Annotated in this window: 19 protein-coding genes; 7 read left to right on the top strand and 12 right to left on the bottom strand. The window is 66.9% G+C overall.

The window, feature by feature from the left end; genetic code table 11:
- Positions 1 to 112: 112 nt before the first annotated feature.
- Positions 113 to 2,059: a molecular chaperone HtpG gene (htpG, locus tag EGT50_RS09635; protein ID WP_127953516.1), complete on the bottom strand. Its 1,947-nt coding sequence runs from the start codon at positions 2,057 to 2,059 to the stop codon at positions 113 to 115.
- Positions 2,060 to 2,216: 157 nt separating this feature from the next.
- Between htpG and EGT50_RS09630 the strand changes: the two genes are divergently transcribed.
- Positions 2,217 to 2,855 carry a response regulator gene (locus EGT50_RS09630; protein ID WP_127953514.1) on the top strand — a complete coding sequence of 213 codons (639 nt, stop codon included), beginning with the start codon at positions 2,217 to 2,219 and terminating at the stop codon, positions 2,853 to 2,855.
- Between the two features lie 3 nt (positions 2,856 to 2,858).
- Here EGT50_RS09630 and EGT50_RS09625 read toward each other — a convergent pair whose 3' ends face one another.
- The 4 genes from EGT50_RS09625 to EGT50_RS09610 form a co-directional block, all read right to left on the bottom strand.
- Positions 2,859 to 4,541: a GAF domain-containing sensor histidine kinase gene (locus EGT50_RS09625; RefSeq protein WP_127953511.1), complete on the bottom strand. Its 1,683-nt coding sequence runs from the start codon at positions 4,539 to 4,541 to the stop codon at positions 2,859 to 2,861.
- A gap of 30 nt (positions 4,542 to 4,571) precedes the next feature.
- On the bottom strand, positions 4,572 to 4,898 hold the full coding sequence (locus EGT50_RS09620) for a cupin domain-containing protein (protein ID WP_127953508.1): 327 nt from the start codon (positions 4,896 to 4,898) through the stop codon (positions 4,572 to 4,574).
- Between the two features lie 118 nt (positions 4,899 to 5,016).
- Positions 5,017 to 5,499 (bottom strand): dihydrofolate reductase, encoded by a 483-nt coding sequence (locus EGT50_RS09615; protein ID WP_127953505.1) that lies wholly within the window; start codon positions 5,497 to 5,499, stop codon positions 5,017 to 5,019.
- Entirely contained in the window at positions 5,499 to 6,257 is a 759-nt protein-coding gene (locus EGT50_RS09610) for a thymidylate synthase (RefSeq protein ID WP_235870683.1), read from the bottom strand. Before EGT50_RS09610 ends, EGT50_RS09615 begins: the two co-directional genes overlap by 1 nt.
- A 107-nt stretch (positions 6,258 to 6,364) precedes the next feature.
- Here EGT50_RS09610 and cobF point away from each other — a divergent pair, with 107 nt between their 5' ends.
- Both cobF and EGT50_RS09600 read left to right on the top strand, forming a co-directional pair.
- The gene (gene cobF, locus EGT50_RS09605; RefSeq protein WP_127953500.1) at positions 6,365 to 7,105 is read left to right on the top strand and encodes a precorrin-6A synthase (deacetylating); all 741 of its coding nucleotides are present in this window, start codon (positions 6,365 to 6,367) and stop codon (positions 7,103 to 7,105) included.
- Between the two features lie 40 nt (positions 7,106 to 7,145).
- Positions 7,146 to 8,012: an Fpg/Nei family DNA glycosylase gene (locus tag EGT50_RS09600; RefSeq protein ID WP_127953497.1), complete on the top strand. Its 867-nt coding sequence runs from the start codon at positions 7,146 to 7,148 to the stop codon at positions 8,010 to 8,012.
- Between the two features lie 68 nt (positions 8,013 to 8,080).
- Here the strand turns inward: EGT50_RS09600 and EGT50_RS09595 are convergent, their stop codons facing one another.
- From EGT50_RS09595 to EGT50_RS09575, 5 genes are all read right to left on the bottom strand, one after another.
- Positions 8,081 to 9,559 carry a carboxylesterase/lipase family protein gene (locus tag EGT50_RS09595; protein WP_127953494.1) on the bottom strand — a complete coding sequence of 493 codons (1,479 nt, stop codon included), beginning with the start codon at positions 9,557 to 9,559 and terminating at the stop codon, positions 8,081 to 8,083.
- The gene (locus EGT50_RS09590; RefSeq protein ID WP_127953491.1) at positions 9,556 to 11,103 is read right to left on the bottom strand and encodes a carboxylesterase/lipase family protein; all 1,548 of its coding nucleotides are present in this window, start codon (positions 11,101 to 11,103) and stop codon (positions 9,556 to 9,558) included. The genes EGT50_RS09595 and EGT50_RS09590 overlap by 4 nt, the downstream gene beginning before the upstream one ends.
- Positions 11,104 to 11,171: 68 nt before the next feature.
- The gene (locus EGT50_RS09585) at positions 11,172 to 12,626 is read right to left on the bottom strand and encodes a dihydrolipoyl dehydrogenase family protein (RefSeq protein ID WP_127953488.1); all 1,455 of its coding nucleotides are present in this window, start codon (positions 12,624 to 12,626) and stop codon (positions 11,172 to 11,174) included.
- A 131-nt stretch (positions 12,627 to 12,757) separates the two neighbouring features.
- Positions 12,758 to 14,056: a hypothetical protein gene (locus EGT50_RS09580; RefSeq protein WP_127953485.1), complete on the bottom strand. Its 1,299-nt coding sequence runs from the start codon at positions 14,054 to 14,056 to the stop codon at positions 12,758 to 12,760.
- A 20-nt stretch (positions 14,057 to 14,076) separates the two neighbouring features.
- The gene (locus EGT50_RS09575) at positions 14,077 to 14,841 is read right to left on the bottom strand and encodes a crotonase/enoyl-CoA hydratase family protein (RefSeq protein WP_127953482.1); all 765 of its coding nucleotides are present in this window, start codon (positions 14,839 to 14,841) and stop codon (positions 14,077 to 14,079) included.
- Between the two features lie 78 nt (positions 14,842 to 14,919).
- Between EGT50_RS09575 and EGT50_RS09570 the strand changes: the two genes are divergently transcribed.
- Together EGT50_RS09570 and EGT50_RS09565 are read left to right on the top strand one after the other, a co-directional pair.
- Positions 14,920 to 15,522, top strand: a complete 603-nt coding sequence (locus EGT50_RS09570) for a TetR/AcrR family transcriptional regulator (RefSeq protein ID WP_127953478.1) — start codon at positions 14,920 to 14,922, stop codon at positions 15,520 to 15,522.
- A gap of 66 nt (positions 15,523 to 15,588) precedes the next feature.
- Entirely contained in the window at positions 15,589 to 16,389 is an 801-nt protein-coding gene (locus EGT50_RS09565) for an FAD:protein FMN transferase (protein WP_127953476.1), read from the top strand.
- A gap of 31 nt (positions 16,390 to 16,420) precedes the next feature.
- Here the strand turns inward: EGT50_RS09565 and pgi are convergent, their stop codons facing one another.
- Positions 16,421 to 18,070 carry a glucose-6-phosphate isomerase gene (gene pgi / locus EGT50_RS09560; protein ID WP_127953473.1) on the bottom strand — a complete coding sequence of 550 codons (1,650 nt, stop codon included), beginning with the start codon at positions 18,068 to 18,070 and terminating at the stop codon, positions 16,421 to 16,423.
- 67 nt (positions 18,071 to 18,137) lie between these two features.
- Between pgi and EGT50_RS09555 the strand changes: the two genes are divergently transcribed.
- Positions 18,138 to 19,601, top strand: a complete 1,464-nt coding sequence (locus EGT50_RS09555) for an NAD-dependent succinate-semialdehyde dehydrogenase (RefSeq protein WP_127953470.1) — start codon at positions 18,138 to 18,140, stop codon at positions 19,599 to 19,601.
- A gap of 40 nt (positions 19,602 to 19,641) precedes the next feature.
- On the opposite strand, the gene EGT50_RS09550 is transcribed toward EGT50_RS09555, so the two are convergent.
- Complete coding sequence (locus EGT50_RS09550) at positions 19,642 to 19,935, bottom strand: chorismate mutase (protein ID WP_127953467.1); 294 nt, start codon at positions 19,933 to 19,935, stop codon at positions 19,642 to 19,644.
- Between the two features lie 336 nt (positions 19,936 to 20,271).
- Here EGT50_RS09550 and pcrA point away from each other — a divergent pair, with 336 nt between their 5' ends.
- Complete coding sequence (gene pcrA / locus EGT50_RS09545; RefSeq protein WP_127953464.1) at positions 20,272 to 22,686, top strand: DNA helicase PcrA; 2,415 nt, start codon at positions 20,272 to 20,274, stop codon at positions 22,684 to 22,686.
- Positions 22,687 to 22,708: the final 22 nt, after the last annotated feature.

Genomic DNA, 22,708 nt, shown 5'->3' with positions numbered 1-22,708 from the left:
GCAATCATCGACCCCGGCCCACTCGCGGGATGGCACCTGTTGCAACGGAAGTGCAGGAAGCCACCGCGAGTGGGCCGCGCCGAACGTGCGCGGAGCCGCCTGTGGGCGGTGTCTAGAGGGTGCGCGCCAGGCGGTTCGCAAGCAGTTTCGCGAAGTGTGCGGGATCCTCCAGCTCGCCACCCTCGGCGAGAAGTGCTGTGCCGTAGAGCAACTCGGCCGTCTCGGCGAGACCCGGATCGTCGCCTCGTTCGGCGTGCGCACTGCGCAGACCCTCCACCAGCGGGTGAGTGGGGTTGAGTTCGAGGATGCGCTTGAAGTGCGGCACCTGCTGGCCGGACGCCCGGTACATCCGCTCGAGGGCGGGCGTCATGCCGAACTCGTCGCCGACGATGCACGCGGGGGAGTCGGTGAGGCGCGTCGACAGACGCACCTGCTTGACCTGTTCCTCCAGTGTCGTGGTCAGCCAAGACAGGACGCCGGCGAACTCCTTGTCCTGTTCCTCCCGTTTGGCCTCGGCATCCTTCTTCTCCTCCTCGGTATCGAGGTCCACCTCTCCCTTCGCGATCGACTGCAACGGCTTGCCGTCGAACTCGGGGACCGACGTCACCCACATCTCGTCGACCGGGTCGGTGAGCAACAGCACTTCGAGACCGCGGGCACGGAACGCCTCCATGTGCGGGGACGCCTCGAGTTGCTGGCGGGACTCGCCGGTGAGGTAGAAGATCTGCTCCTGACCGTCCTGCATGCGCTCGACGTACTGCGCCAGCGTGGTCTGCTCGTCATCGCTGTTCGTGGACTGGAAGGACGAGATCTCGAGCAGGGTCTCCCGGTTGTCGAAGTCCGAGAGCAGGCCCTCTTTGAGCACCCGACCGAACTGTGACCACACCGTCCGGTACTTCTCCTGATCGGCGGACATGATGTCCTTGATCGTGGTGAGCACCTTCTTGGTGAGGCGACGGCGGATCGCGCGGATCTGCCGGTCCTGCTGAAGGATTTCACGAGAGACGTTGAGCGACAGATCCTGTGCATCGACCACGCCCTTGACGAAGCGCAGGTACTCGGGCATGAGTTCCTCGCAGTCGTCCATGATGAACACGCGCTTGACGTACAGATGGATACCGGCGCGATGTTCGCGCGAGAACAGGTCGAACGGCGCGTGCGACGGAATGAACAGCAGCGCCTGGTATTCGAACGTGCCCTCGGCCTTCATCGGGATGACCTCGAGCGGGTCGTCCCAGGAATGGCTGACGTGCTTGTAGAACTCGTTGTACTCGTCCTCGGTGACGTCGTCCTTCGGGCGGGCCCACAGCGCCTTCATCGAGTTGAGCGTGTCGGTCTCGATGACCGTCTTCGGTGTGTCGGTTTCCGTCTCGGTTTCATCCTCGCTCTTCGGAGCGGGACGCTCGATGTCCATCCGGATCGGGTACGCGATGAAGTCCGAGTAGCGCTTGACGACCTCGCGCAGTTTCTGTTCGGCCGCGTAATCGTAGAGGTGGTCCTCGACGTCCTCCGGCTTGAGGTGCAGCATCACCGTCGTGCCCTGGGGGGCGTCGTCGATGGTCTCGATCGTGTAGGTGGATTCGCCGCTCGACTCCCACCGTGTTCCATGCTTCTCGCCGGCCTTGCGCGTCAGCAGTGTGACCTTGTCGGCGACCATGAACGTCGAATAGAAGCCGATGCCGAACTGTCCGATCAGCTCCTCCGACGCCGCGGCGTCCTTGGCCTCTCGCAGTTTGCGACGCAGCTCGGCTGTTCCGGACTTGGCGAGCGTGCCGATCAGGTCGATCACCTCGTCATGGGACATGCCGATGCCGTTGTCACGCACCGTGAGCGTGCGTGTGGCCTTGTCGACCGCCAGCTCGATGTGCAGGTCCGACGTGTCGGCCTCGAGGTCCTTGTCGCGGAACGCCTCGAGCTTGAGTTTGTCGAGCGCGTCGGACGAGTTCGAGATGAGCTCGCGGAGGAAGGTGTCCTTGTTGGAATACACCGAATGGATCATCAGATCCAGAATCTGGCGAGTCTCCGTCTGGAACTCGCGCTGTTCGATACCCGTGGTCATTCGTGGTTCCCTTCGGCAGCACAACTGTCGACAAAAATGTTAGGACGGTTGACTCGGCCTCCGCGAGTTAGGTCGTAGCGGATGTGCCCAGACCACCGTCCGGGCCCGTTGGGTCCGCGCGGTAGCGTTCTTCCGACAAGTAAGGAAGGTGGCACCGATGACGCGAGTCTTCCTGGTCGATGATCACGAAATCGTGCGACGGGGGCTGGTCGATCTCCTCGGCAGCGCCCCCGACCTGACCGTGGTGGGTGAGGCTGCCTCGGTCGGTGAGGCGCTGGCACGAATTCCGTCCAGCGGCGCCGACGTCGCGGTCCTCGACGTGCGACTTCCCGACGGCAACGGCGTCGAATTGTGTCGCGAACTGCGAGTCGTACTGCCCGACCTGCGCTGTCTCATGCTCACGTCGTACGCCGACGACGAGGCCCTGTTCGACGCCGTCATGGCGGGTGCCTCCGGATTCGTCCTCAAGCAGATCCTCGGTACCGATCTGATCTCGGCGGTACGGACGGTCGGTGCGGGTGGGTCGCTGCTCGACAGTCGCGCAACGGCCGCGCTGATGCAGCGGATCCGGTCCGAACGCACCACCGACCCACTCGCCGAGCTTTCCGACCAGGAGCGAGCCGTCTTCGACCTCATCGGCGAGGGCCTGACGAACCGCGAGATCGCCGAGCGGCTGTTCCTGGCCGAGAAGACGATCAAGAACTACGTCTCCAGGTTGCTCGCCAAGCTCGGCATGCAGCGCCGCACCCAGGCAGCGGTGTTGGCGACCGAACTGCGGAACAACCGGCGGGACTGAGCCTCACTTCAGCGGCACCCGCCAGATCAGTTCGGTTCCGTGATCGACGCCCGGCAGCACCGAGCAGGAGCCGCCGCACTGCTCGGCCCGTCGGACCAGGTTGTCCAGGCCACTGCGCCTTGGGTTGTCGGGCACGCCGACGCCATCGTCACGGATGCGGATCGTCAACTGGTCGGCGGCATCGATCGCGACGTTGATTGTCGACGCCCCAGCATGACGGAGTGCATTGCTCAAACCCTCGCGCAGCACGGCCTCGGCGTGGGGATGAATCCGCGCCGGCACCAGCGTGTCGATCGCGCCCGTGAACTGCACGTTCGGCGTCAAGGCCGACCGGGTGGTCAGGTCGCCGATCGCGTCGAGCAGCCGTCGGCGCAGACTCGTCGGAGCCTGCTCGCCCGCGGTGTGCAGGTCGAAGATCGTCGTGCGGATCTCTCGGATCGTGCGGTCGAGTTGGGCCACCGTCTCCGCGAGCGTGGCTGCCGCCGGCTCCGAGACGGGGTGGGTCTCGTCGAGCAGCAGACTCTGCAAGCTCATGCCGGTCGCGAACAACTGTTGGATGACGTTGTCGTGCAGGTCCCGAGCGATGCGATCCCGGTCGGCCAGCACGTCGAGCTGTCGCCGTTGATGCTGCTGATCGGCGAACTCCACCGCCAGTGCCGCTGAGTCCGCCATCGAGATCAGGCGGGTGATCTCGTCCGGCGTCCAGCCCTGCGCCTCCCGGGTGACCACCAGCAGGCCCGCGACCCCCGACGTCGTGGACAGCGGCAGCGCGGCTACCCGGACGTCGTCGGCCGCGGCGAACGGGGCCATCCGATCCCGTGCGGTGAGCAGGGCTGGCCGACGCCCACGGACGACCGCGAGCAGGTCCGACTCCGACAGGTCGAGGTGGTTACCCGCTCGGGGACCGTCATTCGACGAGGCCGCCTCGATGGTTGCGCCGTCGTCGTTGAGAACCATCACGTACGCGCCGGATGCGCCGCACAGGTCGCGGGTACGCGTCACAAGCAGGTCGAGAGCCTCGTCGATCGAACCTCCGGAGAGCAGCCGGGAATTGAACGACGCGAGCGCGATGAGCCAGCGTTCGCGGGTGCGAGACTCCTCGAACAGGTGCGCGTTGTCGATCGCGACTCCCGCCGATGTGGCGAGCGCGTCGAGGATGGTCTCGTCCTCGTCGGTGAACTCCGGGCCGGACCGCTTCTCGGTGAGGTAGATGCTGCCGAACACCGTGCCCCGCACGATGATCGGCATGCCGAGAAAGCTGTCCATCGGCGGGTGGTTCGGCGGGAAGCCGACCGACGCGGGGTGCTGACCCAGGTGCGCGACACGCACCGGCCGCGGATGCTCGATCAGCAGCCCCAGCAGTCCCCGGCCCTCCGGTTGGTGACCCATCCGGGATCGCTCGTCCGGGCTGATGCCCTCGTACACGAACTCGAGTAGTCCGCCGCCGTCGGGATCACGCACCCCGAGTGCGCCGTAGCGCGCATCGAGCAGGGTCGTCGCGGCCTGCACGATCCGCTGCAGGGTCGAATCGAGTTCCAGCCCGGCCCCGACCACCAGGGTGGCCTCGATGAGCTCGCGCAACCGGGCGGGCGTCGCGACGCTGGCAACGAGCCGACTGCGCATGTCGGCGAGGACCTCCTCGAAGTTCTCGAAATCCTCGAGGTCCCAATTTGCGCCGTCGACCATGCAGGCAGCATAGGCCGCCGTGCAGCGCCTCTACTTCGCGACGGTCAGCAGGAAGGCGACGTCCTCGAGCGCGTCGACGCTGTGCCGGGCCGCCGGGATTATCAGCATGTCACCGGTGGAGCCCTTCCAGGAGTCCTCACCGCAGATCAGCGCAAGCTTGCCGCTGAGCACCAGGATGGTTGCCTCACCGGGGCTGTCGTGTTCGGCGAGGCTGTGCCCGGAGGTCAGCGCGATCACGGTCTGGCGCAGGTGACGTTGGTGGCCACCGAAGACGGTCTGCGAGCTGCGTCCGCTCGACATTGTGGCGGCCAGCTTCAGCTGCTGGCGGGCCAGGGCCGTCAATGAGGTCTTGTCCATCACATGCTGCTCCGATACCTCTGGGACGAAGGGGACGCTCCTCACGAAGTATGACCCACGACGACGGCCGAGGCCCGGCAATCGGGCTAACGGTTCGGCCACCGTCGGAGCCTGACGGTCAGGCGCGCACGTACGTCAGGAAGCGGTACCGCAGGCCGGACGGATCGGAGATGCGCCAGTCGCCCTCGTCGCCGACGACCCACTCACCCCCGATCTTTGGAGCGAACGCGTCGCCGTCGATGTCGGCGTCGATCTCGGTCACCGAAAGCAGGTCCGCGAACGGCATTGCCGCCGTATAGATCTGGGAACCACCCATGACCCAGGCGGTGTCCCCCGCGAGTGTGAGAGCCTCCTCGATCCCGTGTGCGGTCAGCGCGCCGTCAGCCGCCCACTCTTCCTGCCGGGTGATGACGATGTTCCGACGTCCCGGCAGCGGGCGGAACCGGGACGGGAGCGAATCCCACGTGAGCCGGCCCATCACCACAGGGTGTCCAAGGGTGGTCTCCTTGAAGTGGGCCATGTCCTCGGGAATCTGCCACGGTATCGCGTTGTCCTTGCCGATCACCCCGGCGAGGGTCTGGCCCCAGATCAGTCCGATCATCAAACGGCCACCGGCGCTTTGATCGCCGGATGGTGCCGGTAGTCGACGATCTCGACGTCCTCGAAGGTGTAGTCGAAGATCGAGTCGCGCTTGTTCAGCTTCAGCGTGGGGTAGGGGTACGGCTCTCGAGAGAGCTGCTCGGTGACCTGCTCGACGTGGTTGTCGTAGATGTGGCAGTCGCCGCCGGTCCAGATGAACTCGCCCACCTCGAGCCCGGTCTGCTGGGCCATCATGTGGGTGAGCAGAGCGTAGCTGGCGATGTTGAACGGTACGCCGAGGAACAGGTCTGCGCTCCGCTGATACAGCTGGCAGCTGAGTCGACCATCGGCGACGTAGAACTGGAAGAACGCGTGGCACGGCTGCAGAGCCATGTCGTCGAGGTCGGCGACGTTCCACGCCGAGACGATGATCCGACGCGAATCCGGGTTGGTCCGCAACGTCTCGATTGCCTTGGTGATCTGGTCGATGTGCTCGCCCGACGGTGTCGGCCACGACCGCCACTGCACGCCGTACACCGGACCGAGTTCGCCATTGGCGTCGGCCCACTCGTCCCAGATGGTGACCCCGTGCTCCTGAAGCCACTTGACGTTGGACTCGCCGCGCAGGAACCACAGCAACTCGTACACCACTGACCTCAGATGCACCTTCTTGGTGGTGATCAGCGGGAAGCCCTCGGCCAGATTCCAACGCATCTGGTGCCCGAAGACACTGCGCGTCCCGGTTCCGGTGCGGTCCGCCTTCGCGGTGCCGGTGTCCATGACCACGCGCAGAAGATCCTCGTAGGGGGTGTGCACGATGGTCAGTCTAGACGGGACAGTCTGCTCCGCGGTCCCGACATCCGACCCGTGCCGGTAGCGTCCCACGCATGCGTGAGCTTCTCGTGATCGGGATCGGAGCCGGCGACCCCGACCAGGTGACCATCCAGGCCGTCAAGGCCATGAACAGGGCCGATGTGTTCTTCGTCATCGGCAAGGGTGAGGAGAAGCGGGAACTGGTCGACCTGCGCGCCACCATCCTCGCCGAGCACATGGACCACGAGTACCGGGTCGTCGAGATCGTCGATCCGCCGCGCAACCGGACCCCGTCGGATTATGCAGGCGTCGTCGACGATTGGCATGACCGCCGCGCACAGGTGTTCGAGGAGAAGTTCGCCGGCGTGGAGGGGATCGGCGCGATCCTCGTGTGGGGTGACCCGTCGCTGTACGACAGCACGCTTCGGATCGTCGAACGCGTTCTCGCCCGTGGCAACCTGTCGTTCGAGTACACGGTGATCCCCGGTGTGACCAGTGCGCAGTCATTGGCGGCGCAGCACCGGATCGTGCTCAACAGGGTCGGCGAACCCGTCCACATCACGACCGGTCGGCGGCTCCGGGAGGGCCTGCCCGACGGCGTCGACACCGCGCTGGTGATGCTCGACGCCGAGTGCAGCTTCACCCACGTGCCCGGTGACCAGGTGCAGATTTGGTGGGGCGCCTACCTGGGGCTGCCCGACGAGATCCTGATCTCCGGCAACCTACGCGAGGTCGAGGACGACATCGTCCGGGTGCGTGCAGAACTGCGGGAACACAAGGGCTGGATCATGGACATCTATCTGATCCGCCGCTGAACACCTGCCGAGCGTCGGTGCCCGTGCATACGCTGAGCGCATGCCCGAACTTCCCGAGGTGGAGGCCCTGGCACAGTTCCTGCGCGACGACGCCGTCGGCGCGGTGGTCGGCCGTGTCGACCTCGCCGCGCTGAGCGTCCTCAAGACGGTCGATCCGCCGATCACCGCGCTGCAAGGGAGGAATCTGACGGGCGCGCGGCGGTTCGGCAAGCACCTGGCGATCGATTGCGACGGGCTCTGGTTGATCACCCACCTGTCTCGTGGTGGATGGCTGCGCTGGACTGACAACCCGAGCGCCACGCCGCCGAAGCCGGGAAGGGGCCCGCTCGCGCTGCGCGTACACCTGTTCACCCCCGATGCGCAAACGCCCGCGTTCGACCTGACCGAGGCCGGGACCAAGAAGCGGCTCGCGGTGTGGGTGGTGGCGGACCCACAGGACGTGCCGGGGATCGCCCGGCTCGGTCCCGACGCTCTCGAGGTGACCCGCCCAGAGTTCGGCGAGATACTTGCCGGGACCACCGCCCGGATCAAGACCGCACTGGTGGATCAGTCGCTGCTCGCCGGGATCGGCAACGCGTACTCCGACGAAATTCTGCACGCAGCCCGGTTGTCACCGTTCGCGACGGCGTCGAGGCTGACACCCGCTGAGGTGGACGCGCTCTATGAAGCGATGCGTGCGGAGCTGGCGGACGCGATCGAACGATCGGTCGGTCAGGAGGCGGCGCGGCTCAAGGGCGAGAAGCGTGCGGGGATGACAGTGCACGCGCGCACTGGGCTGCCGTGCCCGGTGTGTGGGGACACAGTACGGGAGGTGGCGTACGCCGAGCGATCGTTCCAGTACTGCCCGACGTGCCAGACAGGCGGGAAGGTCCTCGCCGACCGGCGGATGTCACGTCTGTTGAAGTGATCGCATCCACGCTCAGTGTCTCAAGTGATCGCATCCGCGCTCAGTGTCTCAAGTGATCGCATCCGCGCTCAGTGGCGGTGTCGGAACCCAAGCCATGCCTCTCGTCGGCGCCGCCGGGGATCGAACTCGATACGGCAGATCTCGTCGATGATCAAGGTCTCGCGGCGTTCGGGCGAGTAGCGCGGCCACCCGTCGAGGGGGCGCCCGGTACGGGCGAAGGCGAGCCAGTGCTCCTGCATCGTGTCGGTGACCGCACGCATACCCCGCCGACCGCCGAGGGCGGTGAGCGCACGGGCCAGGGGAGTGCGCGTACCGAACACCGGAACCAGGTCGGTCGCGTGGGTGGCGCCCAAGCCCGTTAGTCGTAGCAGCCGCGGCGTGAAATCGTAGCGATACATGAAGGTGTCGCCGTGGCGGGCGTGCGCCTGCGCGAACCGCAGCGTCGGGACCCAGAGCACCACGTCGCCGCCGAGGTCCGCCGCGCCGCGCCGCCCCGGGTATCCGGGGTAGGCGTTGATCACGCGAGTCTTGACTTCCGGATGATCCGTTCCCGCGAACATCTTCTCGATCCGATGCCGGTTCGTCGGCAGGATGTCCAGAAACCGCTGGTAGTGCCGGCCCTCGTACGCGGTGGTGCCCACGAGGAGCGGCACCCGGTGTTCGGTTCCGGCCTCGAATGCCTCCAGCGGGCACTGGGGGAGCAGGTCACCGTCGGCAACGGGCGCAAATACCCGGACGCCGGGGGCCTCGTCGGCGCCACGGGCACTGAGCCTCGTGGCGGTGCGGACGAGCAGTTGAGGATCTGCTGCCGCGAGGAAGGCGGCCGCCTCGGGCGTCGTCACTCCCGCGATGTCCAGAAATTCGCGTGCCCACTTCGAGGCGAGTTCCGGACCGTTGCAGGCCGCCGAGGGCGGACTCTGCGCGATGGCGCGTGCGAACAGTCCTTCGGCGGCCGGGGTACTCATCAGCGTCAGAGCGGCGTTCGCACCGGCGGATTGGCCGACCACTGTGACGTTCGCTGGGTCGCCACCGAATTGGGCGATGTTGCGCTGAATCCATTCGAGGGCGGCGATCTGATCCCGCAGACCCACGTTGACCTCGAAAGGGTAATCGGACGTGGAGAATTCTCGGAAGTCGAGGTAGCCGAGAGCGCCGAGCCGATAGTTCAGCGAAACGAACACCACGTCGCCGCGACGCACGAGGGAAGCTCCGCTGTAGGCCGGCGATGACGCCGAACCGGCCATGTAGGCGCCGCCGTGGATCCAGACCATGACAGGGCGTGGGGCCACGCTCGGGGCCGCGGGGCGAAGAACGTTCAGTGTCAGGCAGTTCTCATCACCATTCCGGTTCTGCTGTGGGGCAACGGGACCGAATGCGGTGGCGTCGAGGACGCCGGTCCACGGGATGACAGGTTCGGGGGCGCGCAGCCGAAGCCGTCCGACGGGAGGTTTCGCATACGGAATCCCGCGCCACGACAACAGATCCGGTAGACGTCGACCGCGAACGACTCCCTCGACGAGAGTCACGTCGATGTCGTTGCTGCTCACGGACGCCGTCCGCTGTCCGGTGAAGCCATACCGCGGTAACCGTGGTACCCGGACCACGCCAGACGACGCTCCCGGTAAGGGTCCCGCTCGATTCGGGTGGACGCATCGAAGATGAGAGTCTTGCGATGGCGGGTCTCGTACCTTGGCCACCAAGGTGCAGGAACTCCGTTGTGGGCAAAAGAGATCCAGTTCTCCTGCACTCTGTCGGTGACGGCGCGCAACCCGCGGCGCCCTCCGGGAGCGGTGAGTGCGCGCCCAGCGGCGGACTCGCCGTACGCGAACACTGCGAACAGCTCGAAGGCGTGGGTGGCGCCGAGATCCAGCCTGTGCATCAGTCGTGGCGCAAAGTCGAAGCGGTAGCTGTAGGTGGCGGCATGGACCGCGTGGGCCTCGGCGATGTCGACCGACGGCTTCCAGAACGTCGCATCGCCACCAAGGTCGACCGCCGCAGTTGTGTCCGGGTACCCCGGATACGCGGCGATGACACGGTCCCGCGCCTGTGGATCGGTGACTTCGAACATCGTCTCTATGCCAGCCGAGTTGGTGGGCAGGCCGCCGATGAAGTTGTGGAACAGTGTGCCCTCGCGGGCGTTGGTGCCGATGATCAGCGGCACCGGGTGCGCGCGTCCGGACTCGAACGCGTCCAGTGGGAACTCGGGCAGGAACTCGCCGTCGATGACGGGACCGAACGGATGCAGTCCGGGCGTTTCGGCGACCACCATTGCGTTCAAACGGTTTCCGGCCCTGCCGAGCTGAGCGGGAGTAGCGGTCTCGAGCGCTCGGGCCACGGCGGACGGATCAGACGGATCGCTGCCGAGGACCGTCACGAACTCGCGCGCCCACTGTGCCGCACGGTACGCGTCGTACACCATTGCGGGCGCCGGACTCTCGGCGATGGCGCGGGCGAACAAGTCGCGCGCGGACGGGGTGGCCATGAGTGTCGTCACCGATGTGCCGCCTGCAGATTCGCCGAAGATCGTGACATTGGACGGATCGCCGCCGAAAGCGGCGATGTTGCGCCGAATCCAGTGCAGTGCAGCGACCTGGTCCCGCAGCCCCAGATTGGAGTCGAACCGTCGATCCGGTGTCGAGAACTCGGTGAAGTCGAAGTATCCAAGCGCCCCGAGGCGGTAGTTCGCGGAGACGTAGACGACGTCGCCGCGCCGGACGAGGCGATCGCCGCGGTAGATCCCCAAAGCGGTGGTGCCCATTGTGAACGACCCGCCGTGGAGGAACACCATCACCGGCCGCGGGGTCGAACTGGGCGAGGCGGGGGCGACAACGTTGAGCGTGAGGCAGTCCTCCGAGGTCGGCTGGTACTTGCCCGGCCGTAGGGTGGTGCCCGCTCGACGTTGCGGGGCGGCATCGCCGAACATTGTGGCGTCGCGGACTCCGGTCCACGGCTGCACAGGCAGCGGTGCCTGCAGGCGACGCGGCCCCACTGGTGGCGCCGCATAGGGAATGCCGCGCCAGGTCAGCAGATCGCCGATCCGCCGGCCCCGGACGAGGCCTTCCGCTGTGCTCACTTCCAGGTTGGGGGCCATGATCGCGACTATACGACGACCGGGCCTCTAGCGGACGATGGTCGGCAGGCCCGATCAGCGAGCCAAGTTCACGACGGTTTCCTTCGTTCCTCGAGCAGTCGCAACCACACTTCGCTCACCGTCGGGAAACTCGGGACCGCGTGCCACAGGCTCTCGAGTGGAACTCGGCCCACCACCGCGACGGTTGCGGCATGGACGAGTTCAGCGACGCCCGATCCGACGAACGTGGCACCGACGATCGTGTCGGTGGGGCGGTCGATCACCAGGGACGCTCGGCCGGAGTAGTCGTCGCGGGACAACGCCGATCCGGCTACGTTGATGTCCACGGTCACGACCTCGACGTCGAGTCCATCTGCACGGCACTGGCTTTCGGTGCGTCCCACCGCGGCAACTTCGGGCATCGTGAACACCACCTGCGGCACCTGACCGAGGTCGGCGGACGCGACGAATCGGGGCTCGTCGAGCGCTCGGCCCTGCGCGCGTGCCGCGATCACGTCTCCGCACACTCGGCCCTGATACTTGCCCATGTGCGTCAGCAGTGCCCGTCCGTTCACGTCCCCCACGGCATAGAGCCAGTTGCCGTCCATCCCCGTGACTGTCAGGTGATCATCGACGGTGACGTAGCCGTGGTCCGATAGACCGACGTGCTCGAGCCCGAGACCGCCGGTGGCGGGGGTTCGGCCGGTCGCGACGAGCACCTCGTCGACCGTCAGGTCGGGATCACCGGCCTCGCCACCGAGCGTCAGCGTGACCGGGCCTCCGTGGACGCGCCCGATGCCGGTGGCGGCGGGTGTCTGGCGGGTGACGGACTGCACCGACGTCGCGAACTGCACGTTCACTCCGTGCTTGCGCAGTTTCTCGGCGACAAGTTCCCCAGCGAACGGTTCGTTGCGCTCGAGCAGCCCCGACCCGCGCACTACGAGCGTGACCTCCTCGGCGCCGAGTTCGTGGAGCCATGTCGCGGCCTCGCACGCGACGACACCGCCGCCGATGATCGCGAGACGTTTCGGCACCTCACGGACGTTCGTCGCATCCCGAGACGTCCAGGGCAGCGCATCGCGCAGGCCAGGGAGGTCGGGCACGCTCGCGGTGGTGCCGGTCGCCAACACCACCGCATGGCGGGCGCGGAGCACGCGCCCGCCGACCGTGACCTCCCGGACGCCGGTGAGCGCGGCGCTGCCCCGGATCACGTCGATGCCGGCCGCATCGGCCCACAACACCTGCGACGAGTCGTCACGGTCGTGGGTGAAATCGTCCCGGCGTGCGAGGACGGCCTCGACGTCCAACCCGTAAGCGTTGACCTTCTCCTCGACACCCGGCATGTGCCGAGCCGTACCGAGCACCTCACCCGGCCGCAGCAGCGCCTTCGAGGGAATGCACGCCCAGTACGAGCACTCGCCGCCCACCAGCTCGTGTTCCACCAGGGCCGCGGTGCGGTCGCTTCCGGCGATGGCGTAGGCCGCCGCATTCTCTCCCGCCGGGCCGCCTCCGATCACGATGACATCGAACTCTTCGGGAGCCATGAATCAACGGTAGGCCGGGGCGAACGGTTTCGCGCCCAGACCGCCGGGACCGAGACGACCTAGCGACCCACGCGCCGGTGGCACTGAGCGCACCGCGCTCCTATGACACGGTGCCATTCGTGTTCGCTTGGTCACCACGGCCGCGCCGACAGCCCCCACTTCCCGAGTTGTGCGATCGCGAGATCACGCAACCGCTCGGGGGCGTCGAAGAACTGCTGATCCATCCCGACCAGCGACAACGTGTACTTGTCGCCGTAGGAGCAGAGGTAGGCCGATAGCCGCGTCGTCGTCGTTGCGGTCCGCTCCGCAGATAGTCGCGGATGCATCGCGCGGGTGGCGACGCCGGTGGTCGGGTACGGCCCGAGCGACGTGAGCGTGTCCGGAAGGTGGCCGATGTTCGAGCAGAGAGCGTCGCGTTCCCCGGCGCCGGAGGTCAGTCGGTGGGCAACCCGGTCGGTGAGGATCTGCAAGGTCTCCGCCGGGAATCCGGGCGGAGCGCCCATCGGCGGGCGGGCGAACGCGTCCCGGTTCAGCCGACGGATGTCGGCGAGGGAATCATCCGGTGTCGCAACCACTTCCGTCATGACCACTGCATTGTCCGCAGCGCCGTGGTCCACAGCGCTCCTGTCAACCGTGTCGATGTTGCGTGTATCGACCGGCACGCTGATGCGCAGCGGCATCGGGACACCGGCTGCACCCGCGATCCCGGTGACGACTGCGATGAACAGCCCGTTCGCGGTGCCATCCTCGGCGGTCGCGGCCGCTTTCCATTCGGCCGCGTCCACGTCGAGGATCGCGGTGCACGTGCCGGTCACGACGTGGGTACGGCCAGGTTGCGGCCTCGGGTTGGCGTCGGCGTGTTCGCGAAGTTCGCGACGCCGCTTCGCGCTGAAAGCGAGCCTCGAGGACGCCCTTGCGCCACCGATGAGGACAGTCCCGACGGTGCGTACCGCGTCCGCGACGTCCGAGGTCCGCGGGGGAGTGGGGGCAGGTGGGCGACCGCTGAGGGCAGTCTCGACCGCCGACACCAGTCCACGAGCGTCGGCGACGACGTGCGAGCACACCAGCGAGATCACGGTCCCGCCGCCCGTCACCGGCGCGGCGGACAGCGCCCACGCCGGGCCGACCTCCGGATCGACGTCGACATCGGACTGGTTGTCAGCCCACCGCACGACGTCGTCCACCGGATCCGTCTCATAGCGCAGGGGGTGGGCCGTCGTGCTCGCCTCCCATCGGAGCCGTGCACCCGGAACCCTGGGACGCACGACGCGGCGACCCAGCGCGCCGAGAGTAAGTTCCTCGTGCACCGACCCGAGGACTGCGGCGTCGACGGCGTCAGCGGTGCGCCAAATGCCCTGCATCACGATCGGGACGCCGTAGCCGTGATGCCTGCGTAGGAAGATCTCGTCCACCGTGGTCAACCGGTCCATGCGGACGGACGCTACTGGTCTCACTGATCGAATCGTCCGTGTCGTCCCTCGCCGGCCGTGAACCGGGCTGCGCCTGTGAGCGCATCGACCGTCACAGCAACCATTCCGTGCCGGAACTCCGACGCCAAGGCCTCGTCCTCGCACATGCCCTCCTGTTCGAGGAGGGACATCCGGTCCTCCCGCAGGCACGTCTGCGGGAAGCGAGCAAGTTCAGCGGCCAACTCCTCGGAAGCCGTTCGGGCCTCCCCGGTCGGAACCACACGATTTACGAGGCCGATCGCGAGGGCTTCGTCAGCGCCCACCGCGCGCCCTGTCAAGACCATGTCCATTGCCCGTCCGGCGCCGACGATCCGCGGTAGTCGAACGGTCCCACCGTCGATCAGCGGAACGCCCCACCGTCGACAAAACACTCCGAACACACTGTCGGACTCTGCGATTCGCAGATCTGCCCACAACGCGAGCTCGAGCCCACCGGCGACCGCGTGACCGGAGACAGCGGCGATCACGGGTTTCGACAACCGCATCCGGGTAGGACCCATCGGACCCTCGCCGTCCGGGGTGACCTCGTTGGAGCGGTCCGTGCCGAGTGCTTTGAGGTCGGCACCTGCACAGAACGTGCCACCTTCACCCCACAGGACCGCGACGGCCGCGCTGGAATCGGCGTCGAACGCGCGGAAAGCGTCGACCAGCGCCGCGGCGGTGGGGCCGTCGACCGCGTTGCGCGCCTCGGGCCGTGACAACACGATCGTCGTCACCGGCCCAGACCGTTCGCTGCGCACCGGCATGTTCTCGACGCTACCCGCGCTCGCGGGTCGGGCTGGGTGGAATCGCGAGTTCGCTGCTCGTGCTGGTTCACTACTTACATGGCCTACCGTCGAACGCCCGCCGTCGAGGCGCGACTCGCGGCTCAGCGGGAAGCAATCTTCCAGGCAACGGTCGCGCTGCTGTCGGAGTCGGGCTATCAGGGGCTGACGATCGCCGCCGTCGCCGCGCGCGCTGGCGTGGCGACAGGCAGCGTGTACTCGCACTTCTCCGGTAAGTCGGATCTGGTCGTCGCGGTATTCCGGGAGATCGTCGGTCGGGAGGTGGCGGCGGTGAACGCCGCGGCGGGGCCCGGACAGTCAGCAGCTCAGCGGATCACCGCGGTCATCGAGACATTCGGCAGACGCGCGATGCGGAACCCGAAACTGGCGTACACGTTGCTGGCGGAGCCAGTCGACGCGGCCGTCGACACCGAGCGGCTGATCTTCCGGAAAACGTTCGCCGACGCCTTCGAGGCTGCCGTCGTCGACGGGATGGCAGATGGCGAACTCGAGCCGCAGAACGCGCCGCTCGTCGCGGCGTCGTTGGTCGGCGCCACCGCTGAGGTGCTGGCCGGCCCGCTCGCCTCCGGTCGGGACGATCCTGGCGTGATCGACGACTTAGTACGATTCGCCCTCACGGCGGTCGGCGACAGAATGACCTGACCAGGACATTTGTGACGTAAGCGCATACTGGGTGCAGCACAGTTCCGATAGGTACGGAGCACGGCCATGCTGGTCACCACCCGATGGAGCGCCTGGAACGAGGAGATCGAAGTCCAGGTGACCGAGGGTGCTGCACTGGGACCCGCGGAGGGTCTTGTGGTGACGGTGCTTACCGAGGCGGAGTCCGCGTGCAGTCTGCAACGAGGCGACGCCGAGATCCACGCGGTCAACCTGGCGCAGGGATCACCTGTACGGGTGAGCGTGCGGTTGGCCCGGTTGTTGCGGTCTGCCCTGTGGGTGGCCCGGATGACCGATGGTGCCGTGAACCCACTCGCGGTCGAGGATTCGCCTTCGGGCGTCCCGCCGATTCACCCCGAACCCACGTTCGCCGACGTTCAGGTCGATGAGGCCACCGTCCTCGCGCCGTGGGGAGTGTCCTTCGACATCGCCGACACCGCCAGGGCGGACACCGCGGACCGGGCGGCCGCGCTGGTCGCCAGTGACCTCGAATGCGGTGTCATGGTGCGGATCGGATCCGTCGTCGCCACAGCGGGGCACCCCCCGGCCGGCGGCTGGCAGATGCCCGTCCCCGGAGACGGAGCCGTGGAGTTGCCCGCCGGGACCGCCATGGCGACGGTCCGCTCGGATGACGGCGACGGGCGGGACGAATCGGTCGGCGGGGAATGGCAGCAGGTGTCGGTGATCGCCGAAGACGCGCTGTGGGCGTACGGGGCGGCAGCAGCGGCGATCCAACGCGGTGTAGGTGCCGTGAACTGGCTCGAGGAGCAGGAACTCGCCGCCCGCCTGGTCGATCGCCACGGGCGGGTCTACACGACCGATGGATGGAGCCGCCCGTACGCGGCGTAGCTGTGCGATTCGGCGGACCGGCCGGGGCGATTCAGACGGCCCGGCCGCGCTGCGCGCGGTACCAGCGCACCAGGGCATCGGTCGACGAATCGTATTGTGGACGAGGCGCCTGCGTCGACGTCAGCACCGGACCGAGCTCGAGCGCCTGAGCCTTGCCGAGTTCCACACCCCATTGGTCGAACGAGTCGATACCCCAGACCGTGCCGGCCACGAACACCTGGTGCTCGTACAGCGCGATGAGTTGGCCGATCGTCGACGGTGCGAGCTGCGAGGCCAGGATCGTCGTCGACGGACGGTTGCCCGGCATTACCTTGTGCGGCACCAGTTCCGCAGCGGTGCCCTCGGCCGCGATCTCCTCGGCGGTCTTCCCGAACGCGAGCACCCTGGTCTGCGCGAAGAGGTTACTCATCAATAGGTCGTGCATGCTGCCGGTGCCATCGGACGTGGCCAGGTCGTCGGTCGGCTCGGCGAAACCGATGAAGTCCGCCGGCGCCAGGCGGGTGCCCTGATGGAGCAGTTGGTAGAACGCATGCTGGCCGTTGGTGCCCGGCTCGCCCCAGAAGATTTCACCGGTCTTGGTGGTGACCGGGGTGCCGTCCGCGCGCACCGACTTACCGTTGGACTCCATCGTCAGCTGCTGCAGGTACGCGGCAAACCGCGCCAGATCGTTCGAATATGGGAGCACGGCACGGGATTCGGCGTCGAAGAAACTCGAGTACCAGACCCCGATCATGCCTAGGAGCACCGGCGCGTTCTGCTCGAGCGGCGCCGTCCGGAAGTGCTCGTCGATCGCGTGGAAGCCGCCCAGGAACTCCGCGAACCGCTCCTTGCCGATCACCGCCATCACTGACAGGCCGATCGCCGAGTCCACCGAGTAGCGCCCGCCGACCCAGTCCCAGAAGCCGAACATGTTGGCGGTGTCGATGCCGAACTCGGCGACCCGATCCGCGTGTGTGGAAACCGCGACGAAGTGTTTGGGCACGGCTTCCTCGCCAAGTTCGTCGACGAGCCATCGTCGGGCCGCCGACGCGTTCGTCAGCGTCTCGAGCGTGGAGAAGGTCTTCGATGCGACGACGAACAACGTCGTGGCCGGATCGAGGTCCGCGAGTGTGGCCACCAGGTCCGCTGGGTCGACATTCGAAACGAACCGGGCCGAGATGCCGCCGTCGGCGTAGTGGCGCAGTGCGCCGCACACCATGGCCGGTCCGAGATCGGAACCGCCGATCCCGATGTTGACGACCGTGCGGATTCGCTCGCCGGTCGCACCGCGCCATTCGCCAGACCGCAGCCGGTCGGTGAACTCGCCCATGCGCCGGAGCACCGTGTGCACGTCGGTGACGACGTCCTGGCCGTCGACGGTCAACTCAGCGTCTGCGGGGAGCCGAAGCGCGGTGTGCAGCACCGCGCGGTCCTCGGACGTGTTGATGTGGGCACCGGCGAACATCTCGTCGCGTCTCTGCTCGACCCGTGCAGTGCGCGCCAGATCGACGAGCAGAGCAACGGTTTCGCGGGTCACGCGGTGCTTGCTGTAGTCGATGTACAGGTCGCCCGCGGACACCGTCAGCTCGGTTCCACGCTGGGGATCCTGAGCGAACAGGTCTCGCAGGTGGGCAGATTGGATCACTCGATGATGCGCATCCAGGGTCGTCCAGGCCGCGGTACCGGTGATGTCTGTGCTCATGGAAGAGCAGCCTATCGGCACGACACCCGACATACTCGGCAACTCTCACCGGACCGGGAGCTGGCGCATGATGGGGAATATGGACCCAGCCCAATTGATTCGCGCCGTTCCCACCAAACTCTGGATCGGAGGAACCCCGGTCGATGCCGAGAACGGTGCCACGTTCCCTGTACACGACCCCGCGACCGGACAGGTCCTCACCGAGGTCGCCGACGCCAGCCCCGCTGACGGGGTCAAGGCACTCGATGCGGCCGCGGCCGCGCAGCCTGGCTGGGCTCGGGTCGCGCCTCGTGAGCGCGCCGAACTGCTCCGCTCGGTGTTCGAGAAGATCACCGCCCGCGCTGAGACGTTCGCACAACTGATGACGCTCGAGATGGGCAAGGCCCTGCCCGAGAGCCGAGCCGAGGTGAAGTACGGCGCCGAGTTCTTCCGCTGGTTCGCCGAGGAAGCCGTGCGGATGTCGGGCCGGTACCAGGCGGCCCCGGCAGGCAACGGGCGCATTCTCGTGAGCAAGCAGCCCGTCGGACCCTGCCTGGCGATCACCCCGTGGAACTTCCCCCTCGCCATGGGCACCCGGAAGATTGGGCCGGCTCTCGCCGCCGGTTGCACGATCATCGTCAAGCCCGCGGCGGAGACGCCACTGACAATGCTCGCGCTCGCCGAACTGTTCGTCGAGGCGGGGCTGCCGCAGGGCGTGCTGTCGGTGCTGCCGACGTCGCACTCGGGTGCACTCACCGAGCCGCTGCTCGCGGATCCGCGGCTGCGCAAGCTCACGTTCACCGGATCCACGGCCGTCGGTCGGCTGCTGGTGGAGAAGTCCGCCAAGGGACTGTTGCGCACTTCGATGGAACTCGGCGGCAATGCGCCGTTCGTCGTCTTCGCCGACGCCGATGTCGATGCGGCCGTCGAGGGGGCGCTGCTCGCGAAGCTCCGCAACGGCGGCGAGGCGTGCACCGCGGCGAACCGTTTCCACGTCGCAAACGCCGTACTCGAAGAGTTCACCACGAAGCTCACCGAACGGATGGCGGCGGCGAAGCTGGGGCCCGGAATCGACCCCGAGACGACACTCGGGCCCCTGATCAACGCCGACCAGCTCGCCACCGTCACCGAACTGGTCGACGACGCGGTACAGGCCGGTGCGAAGATCCTTCTCGGCGGGACAGCTCCCGGCGGCCCGGGTTGGTTCTATCCCGCGACCGTGCTGGCCGACGTGCCCGCGTCGGCGCGGATACTGCGTGAGGAGGTGTTCGGTCCGGTCGCGGCGATCTCCGGTTTCGACACCGAAGAGGAGGCGATCGCGGCCGCGAACGACACCGAGTTCGGGCTCACCGCGTACATCTATACCCGCGACCTCGATCGTGCGCTACGGGTCTGCGACGCCCTCGAGACCGGGATGGTCGGCGTCAACCGTGGCGTCATCTCCGACACCGCGGCGCCGTTCGGTGGCGTCAAGGAGTCCGGTTTCGGTCGGGAGGGCGGTAGCGAGGGCATCGCAGAGTATCTCGACACCAAGTACATAGCGCTCACCTGACCGGATCGCCGGATCGGGAGTCCAGTGAAGGAGGCTCTGGTCAGTGCCCCAGCCGCCCGCGTCCGAGGCGCAGCAGCAGCATCGCGAGGGTGTGGCCCTCCTGGCCGAGCTCGCTGAAGCGCTCGATGACCTTCATCTCGCGGCTGTGCACCAGACGCGGGCCACCGGACGCCATGCGGGTGCGGCCGATCATCTGCGAGACCTCGCTGCGCCGCTTGATGGCGGCGAGGATCTCGGCGTCGAGCCTGTCGATCTCCTTGCGGAGTTCGTTGATTTCGGCCTTGCTCGACGGCACCGGTGATTGGGATGAAGGAGTTGCGGTTCGGCTGCTCATGGTTTTCTCCTCGTGTCAGAACTTTGGTTCGTTCGAGTCCCTCGGACCGTTACGAATCCGGGTCCCGTTCACACAAGAACGCCCCGGGATCCGGTGTGGACCTCGGGGCTCGCGGGGGATCAAGCCGCGGGCACCGTCGGTCGGTACCCGCTGAGAAATCGCCGGTGCTCCTGGGGCGAGCACCATCGGGCACTCGGCTGGGGTTCCTGCACAGCGGAGATCATCGCTCCAGTTTGCCACGCGAACGAGTCCAACCCAAGCGGGTTGGCGCGTTCTCTCCCAGTGGCATCGGTCTTGTGCCACGGTGTCGGCTTTCGCCGGTAGCGTTGACAGACGATGAACACGATTTCAGGCTCCCCGGCGGTGCCTTCGTCTGCGTCCCTGCTCGAAGGTCTCAATCCCCAGCAGCGGGAGGCCGTCCTGCATTCGGGATCGCCGCTACTCATCGTCGCGGGCGCAGGGTCCGGCAAGACTGCCGTCCTGACCCGCCGTATCGCTTATCTGCTGGCCGAGCGGGGTGTGATGCCGGGGCAGATCCTGGCGATCACGTTCACCAACAAGGCTGCCGCAGAGATGCGCGAGCGGGTTGCGGGATTGGTGGGTCCGCGCGCAAACAGCATGTGGGTGTCGACGTTCCATTCGAGCTGCGTGCGCATCCTCCGTGCCCAGTCGGGTCTGCTGCCCGGCTTGAATTCGAACTTCTCGATCTACGACGCGGATGACTCGCGCCGCCTGCTGACGATGATCTCGAAGGATCTCGACATCGACACCAAGCGCTACTCCGCGCGACTGTTCGCCACCAAGATCTCGAGCCTCAAGAACGAGCTGATCGGCCCGCAGGAGGCAGCGGCAGCCGCCGACCGTGGCTCAATTGACGGAGAGTCCAACGACCTCGACAAGCTCGTAGCACGCGTGTACGCGCAGTACCAGGAGCGCCTACGGGCCGCGAATGCGCTCGACTTCGACGACCTGATCGGTGAGACGGTCTCGCTGCTGCAATCGCACCCACAGGTCGCCGAGTACTACCGGCGCAGGTTCAGGCACGTGCTCGTCGACGAGTACCAGGACACCAACCACGCCCAGTACGTGCTGGTGCGTGAGCTGGTAGGCGAGGTGACCGACGACCCGGATGCCGTGACGCCGGCCGAACTGTGCGTCGTCGGCGACGCCGACCAGTCGATCTACGCATTCCGGGGCGCAACGATCCGCAACATCGAGGAGTTCGAGCGGGACTACCCCCAAGCCCAGACCATCCTGCTCGAACAGAACTACCGGTCGACGCAGAACATCCTGTCGGCCGCCAACTCGGTCATCTCCCGCAATGCCGGGCGTCGTGAGAAGCGGCTGTGGACCGACTCCGGCGAGGGCGAACTGATCATCGGCTACGTCGCCGACAACGAGCACGACGAGGCCCAGTTCGTGGCGTCCGAGATCGATCGTCTGGTCGACGCCGGTGAGGTGAAGTTCAACGACGTCGCGGTGTTCTACCGGACCAACAACTCGTCACGCTCGCTGGAGGAGATCTTCATCCGCCTCGGCATCCCCTACAAGGTGGTCGGGGGAACGCGCTTCTACGAGCGCAAGGAGGTACGCGACATCGTTGCGTACCTGCGTGTGCTCGCCAACGAGGACGACGCGGTCAGCCTGCGGCGCATCCTCAACACCCCGCGCCGTGGCATCGGCGACCGCGCCGAAGCGTGCGTGTCCGTGTACGCAGAGCAGAAGGGGATCGGCTTCGCGCAGGCACTGCGCGCCGGAGCCGCGGGCGCCGTGCCGCTGCTGGGCACTCGGGCGCAGAAGGCGATCGCGTCATTCGTCGAGTTGCTCGACGGGCTGCGCGTCCTGATGGCGACCACCGATGCGGACGGCAACGACCTGACCGACATCGGCGAGATCATCGAGGCGGTCCTCGACCGTACCGGGTACTTGCGGGTGCTCCAAGCCAGCAGTGATCCGCAGGACGGTGCCCGTCTCGATAATCTCAACGAATTAGTCAGTGTTGCAAGGGAATTCAGCTCCGACGCCCGCAATGCGGCTGCGTTCGCCGCGAACGATGCGGACGACCTGGATCCCGGTGAGGTGGTCGACGACGAGGGCCTGCCCGACCCGGGTTCGCTCGCGGCATTCCTCGAACGGGTGTCGCTGGTCGCGGACTCCGACCAACTGCCCGACGAGGGAGACGGTGTCGTCACCCTGATGACACTGCACACCGCGAAGGGTCTCGAGTTCCCCGTCGTATTCGTCACGGGCTGGGAGGACGGCCAGTTCCCCCACATGCGGGCGCTCGGAGATCCGGCCGAGTTGTCGGAGGAGCGGCGCCTGGCATACGTGGGCATAACCAGGGCACGTCACCGGCTGTACCTCACCCGTGCCGTTGTCCGCTCGGCGTGGGGACAACCGGTCACGAACCCGGAATCACGTTTCCTGCAAGAGATTCCAGCGGAGCTGGTGAACTGGCAACGCGAGGATCCGGGCATACTCGGCGGTGGCGGAGCGATCGGTGCCGGCCGCCCGCGTGGGCAAGGTCTCGGCGCGTCCGGATACGGCGGTTCGGGATTCGGGGCCTCGCGCGGACGCGGCAACAATCTCGTTCTCGCGGTTGGCGACCGGGTCAACCACGACAAATACGGCCTCGGCAAGGTGCTCGAGACGAAGGGGAGCGGACCGACCGCCACCGTCACGATCGACTTCGGCTCCGCTGGCAAGGTGCGATTGATGCTGATCGGCGGCGTGCCGATGGTCAAGCTCTGAGGCGGGATCCGCCGAAGGCGCG

This window comes from Rhodococcus xishaensis, from assembly GCF_004011825.1.
GTDB lineage: Bacteria > Actinomycetota > Actinomycetes > Mycobacteriales > Mycobacteriaceae > Prescottella > Prescottella xishaensis.
Note: the sequence above shows the minus strand (reverse complement) of the source record. Positions and strands in the feature narration are given on the sequence as shown.

Excerpts from the sequence above, each read along its gene's own strand:
- htpG (WP_127953516.1), bottom strand. The coding sequence starts at position 2,059 with ATGACCACGGGTATCGAACAGCGCGAGTTCCAGACGGAGACTCGCCAG.
- EGT50_RS09630 (WP_127953514.1), top strand. The coding sequence starts at position 2,217 with ATGACGCGAGTCTTCCTGGTCGATGATCACGAAATCGTGCGACGGGGG.
- EGT50_RS09625 (WP_127953511.1), bottom strand. The coding sequence starts at position 4,541 with ATGGTCGACGGCGCAAATTGGGACCTCGAGGATTTCGAGAACTTCGAG.
- EGT50_RS09620 (WP_127953508.1), bottom strand. The coding sequence starts at position 4,898 with ATGGACAAGACCTCATTGACGGCCCTGGCCCGCCAGCAGCTGAAGCTG.
- EGT50_RS09615 (WP_127953505.1), bottom strand. The coding sequence starts at position 5,499 with ATGATCGGACTGATCTGGGGCCAGACCCTCGCCGGGGTGATCGGCAAG.
- EGT50_RS09610 (WP_235870683.1), bottom strand. The coding sequence starts at position 6,257 with ATGGACACCGGCACCGCGAAGGCGGACCGCACCGGAACCGGGACGCGC.
- cobF (WP_127953500.1), top strand. The coding sequence starts at position 6,365 with ATGCGTGAGCTTCTCGTGATCGGGATCGGAGCCGGCGACCCCGACCAG.
- EGT50_RS09600 (WP_127953497.1), top strand. The coding sequence starts at position 7,146 with ATGCCCGAACTTCCCGAGGTGGAGGCCCTGGCACAGTTCCTGCGCGAC.
- EGT50_RS09590 (WP_127953491.1), bottom strand. The coding sequence starts at position 11,103 with ATGGCCCCCAACCTGGAAGTGAGCACAGCGGAAGGCCTCGTCCGGGGC.
- EGT50_RS09585 (WP_127953488.1), bottom strand. The coding sequence starts at position 12,626 with ATGGCTCCCGAAGAGTTCGATGTCATCGTGATCGGAGGCGGCCCGGCG.
- EGT50_RS09580 (WP_127953485.1), bottom strand. The coding sequence starts at position 14,056 with ATGGACCGGTTGACCACGGTGGACGAGATCTTCCTACGCAGGCATCAC.
- EGT50_RS09575 (WP_127953482.1), bottom strand. The coding sequence starts at position 14,841 with ATGCCGGTGCGCAGCGAACGGTCTGGGCCGGTGACGACGATCGTGTTG.
- EGT50_RS09570 (WP_127953478.1), top strand. The coding sequence starts at position 14,920 with ATGGCCTACCGTCGAACGCCCGCCGTCGAGGCGCGACTCGCGGCTCAG.
- EGT50_RS09565 (WP_127953476.1), top strand. The coding sequence starts at position 15,589 with ATGCTGGTCACCACCCGATGGAGCGCCTGGAACGAGGAGATCGAAGTC.
- pgi (WP_127953473.1), bottom strand. The coding sequence starts at position 18,070 with ATGAGCACAGACATCACCGGTACCGCGGCCTGGACGACCCTGGATGCG.
- EGT50_RS09555 (WP_127953470.1), top strand. The coding sequence starts at position 18,138 with ATGATGGGGAATATGGACCCAGCCCAATTGATTCGCGCCGTTCCCACC.
- EGT50_RS09550 (WP_127953467.1), bottom strand. The coding sequence starts at position 19,935 with ATGAGCAGCCGAACCGCAACTCCTTCATCCCAATCACCGGTGCCGTCG.
- pcrA (WP_127953464.1), top strand. The coding sequence starts at position 20,272 with ATGAACACGATTTCAGGCTCCCCGGCGGTGCCTTCGTCTGCGTCCCTG.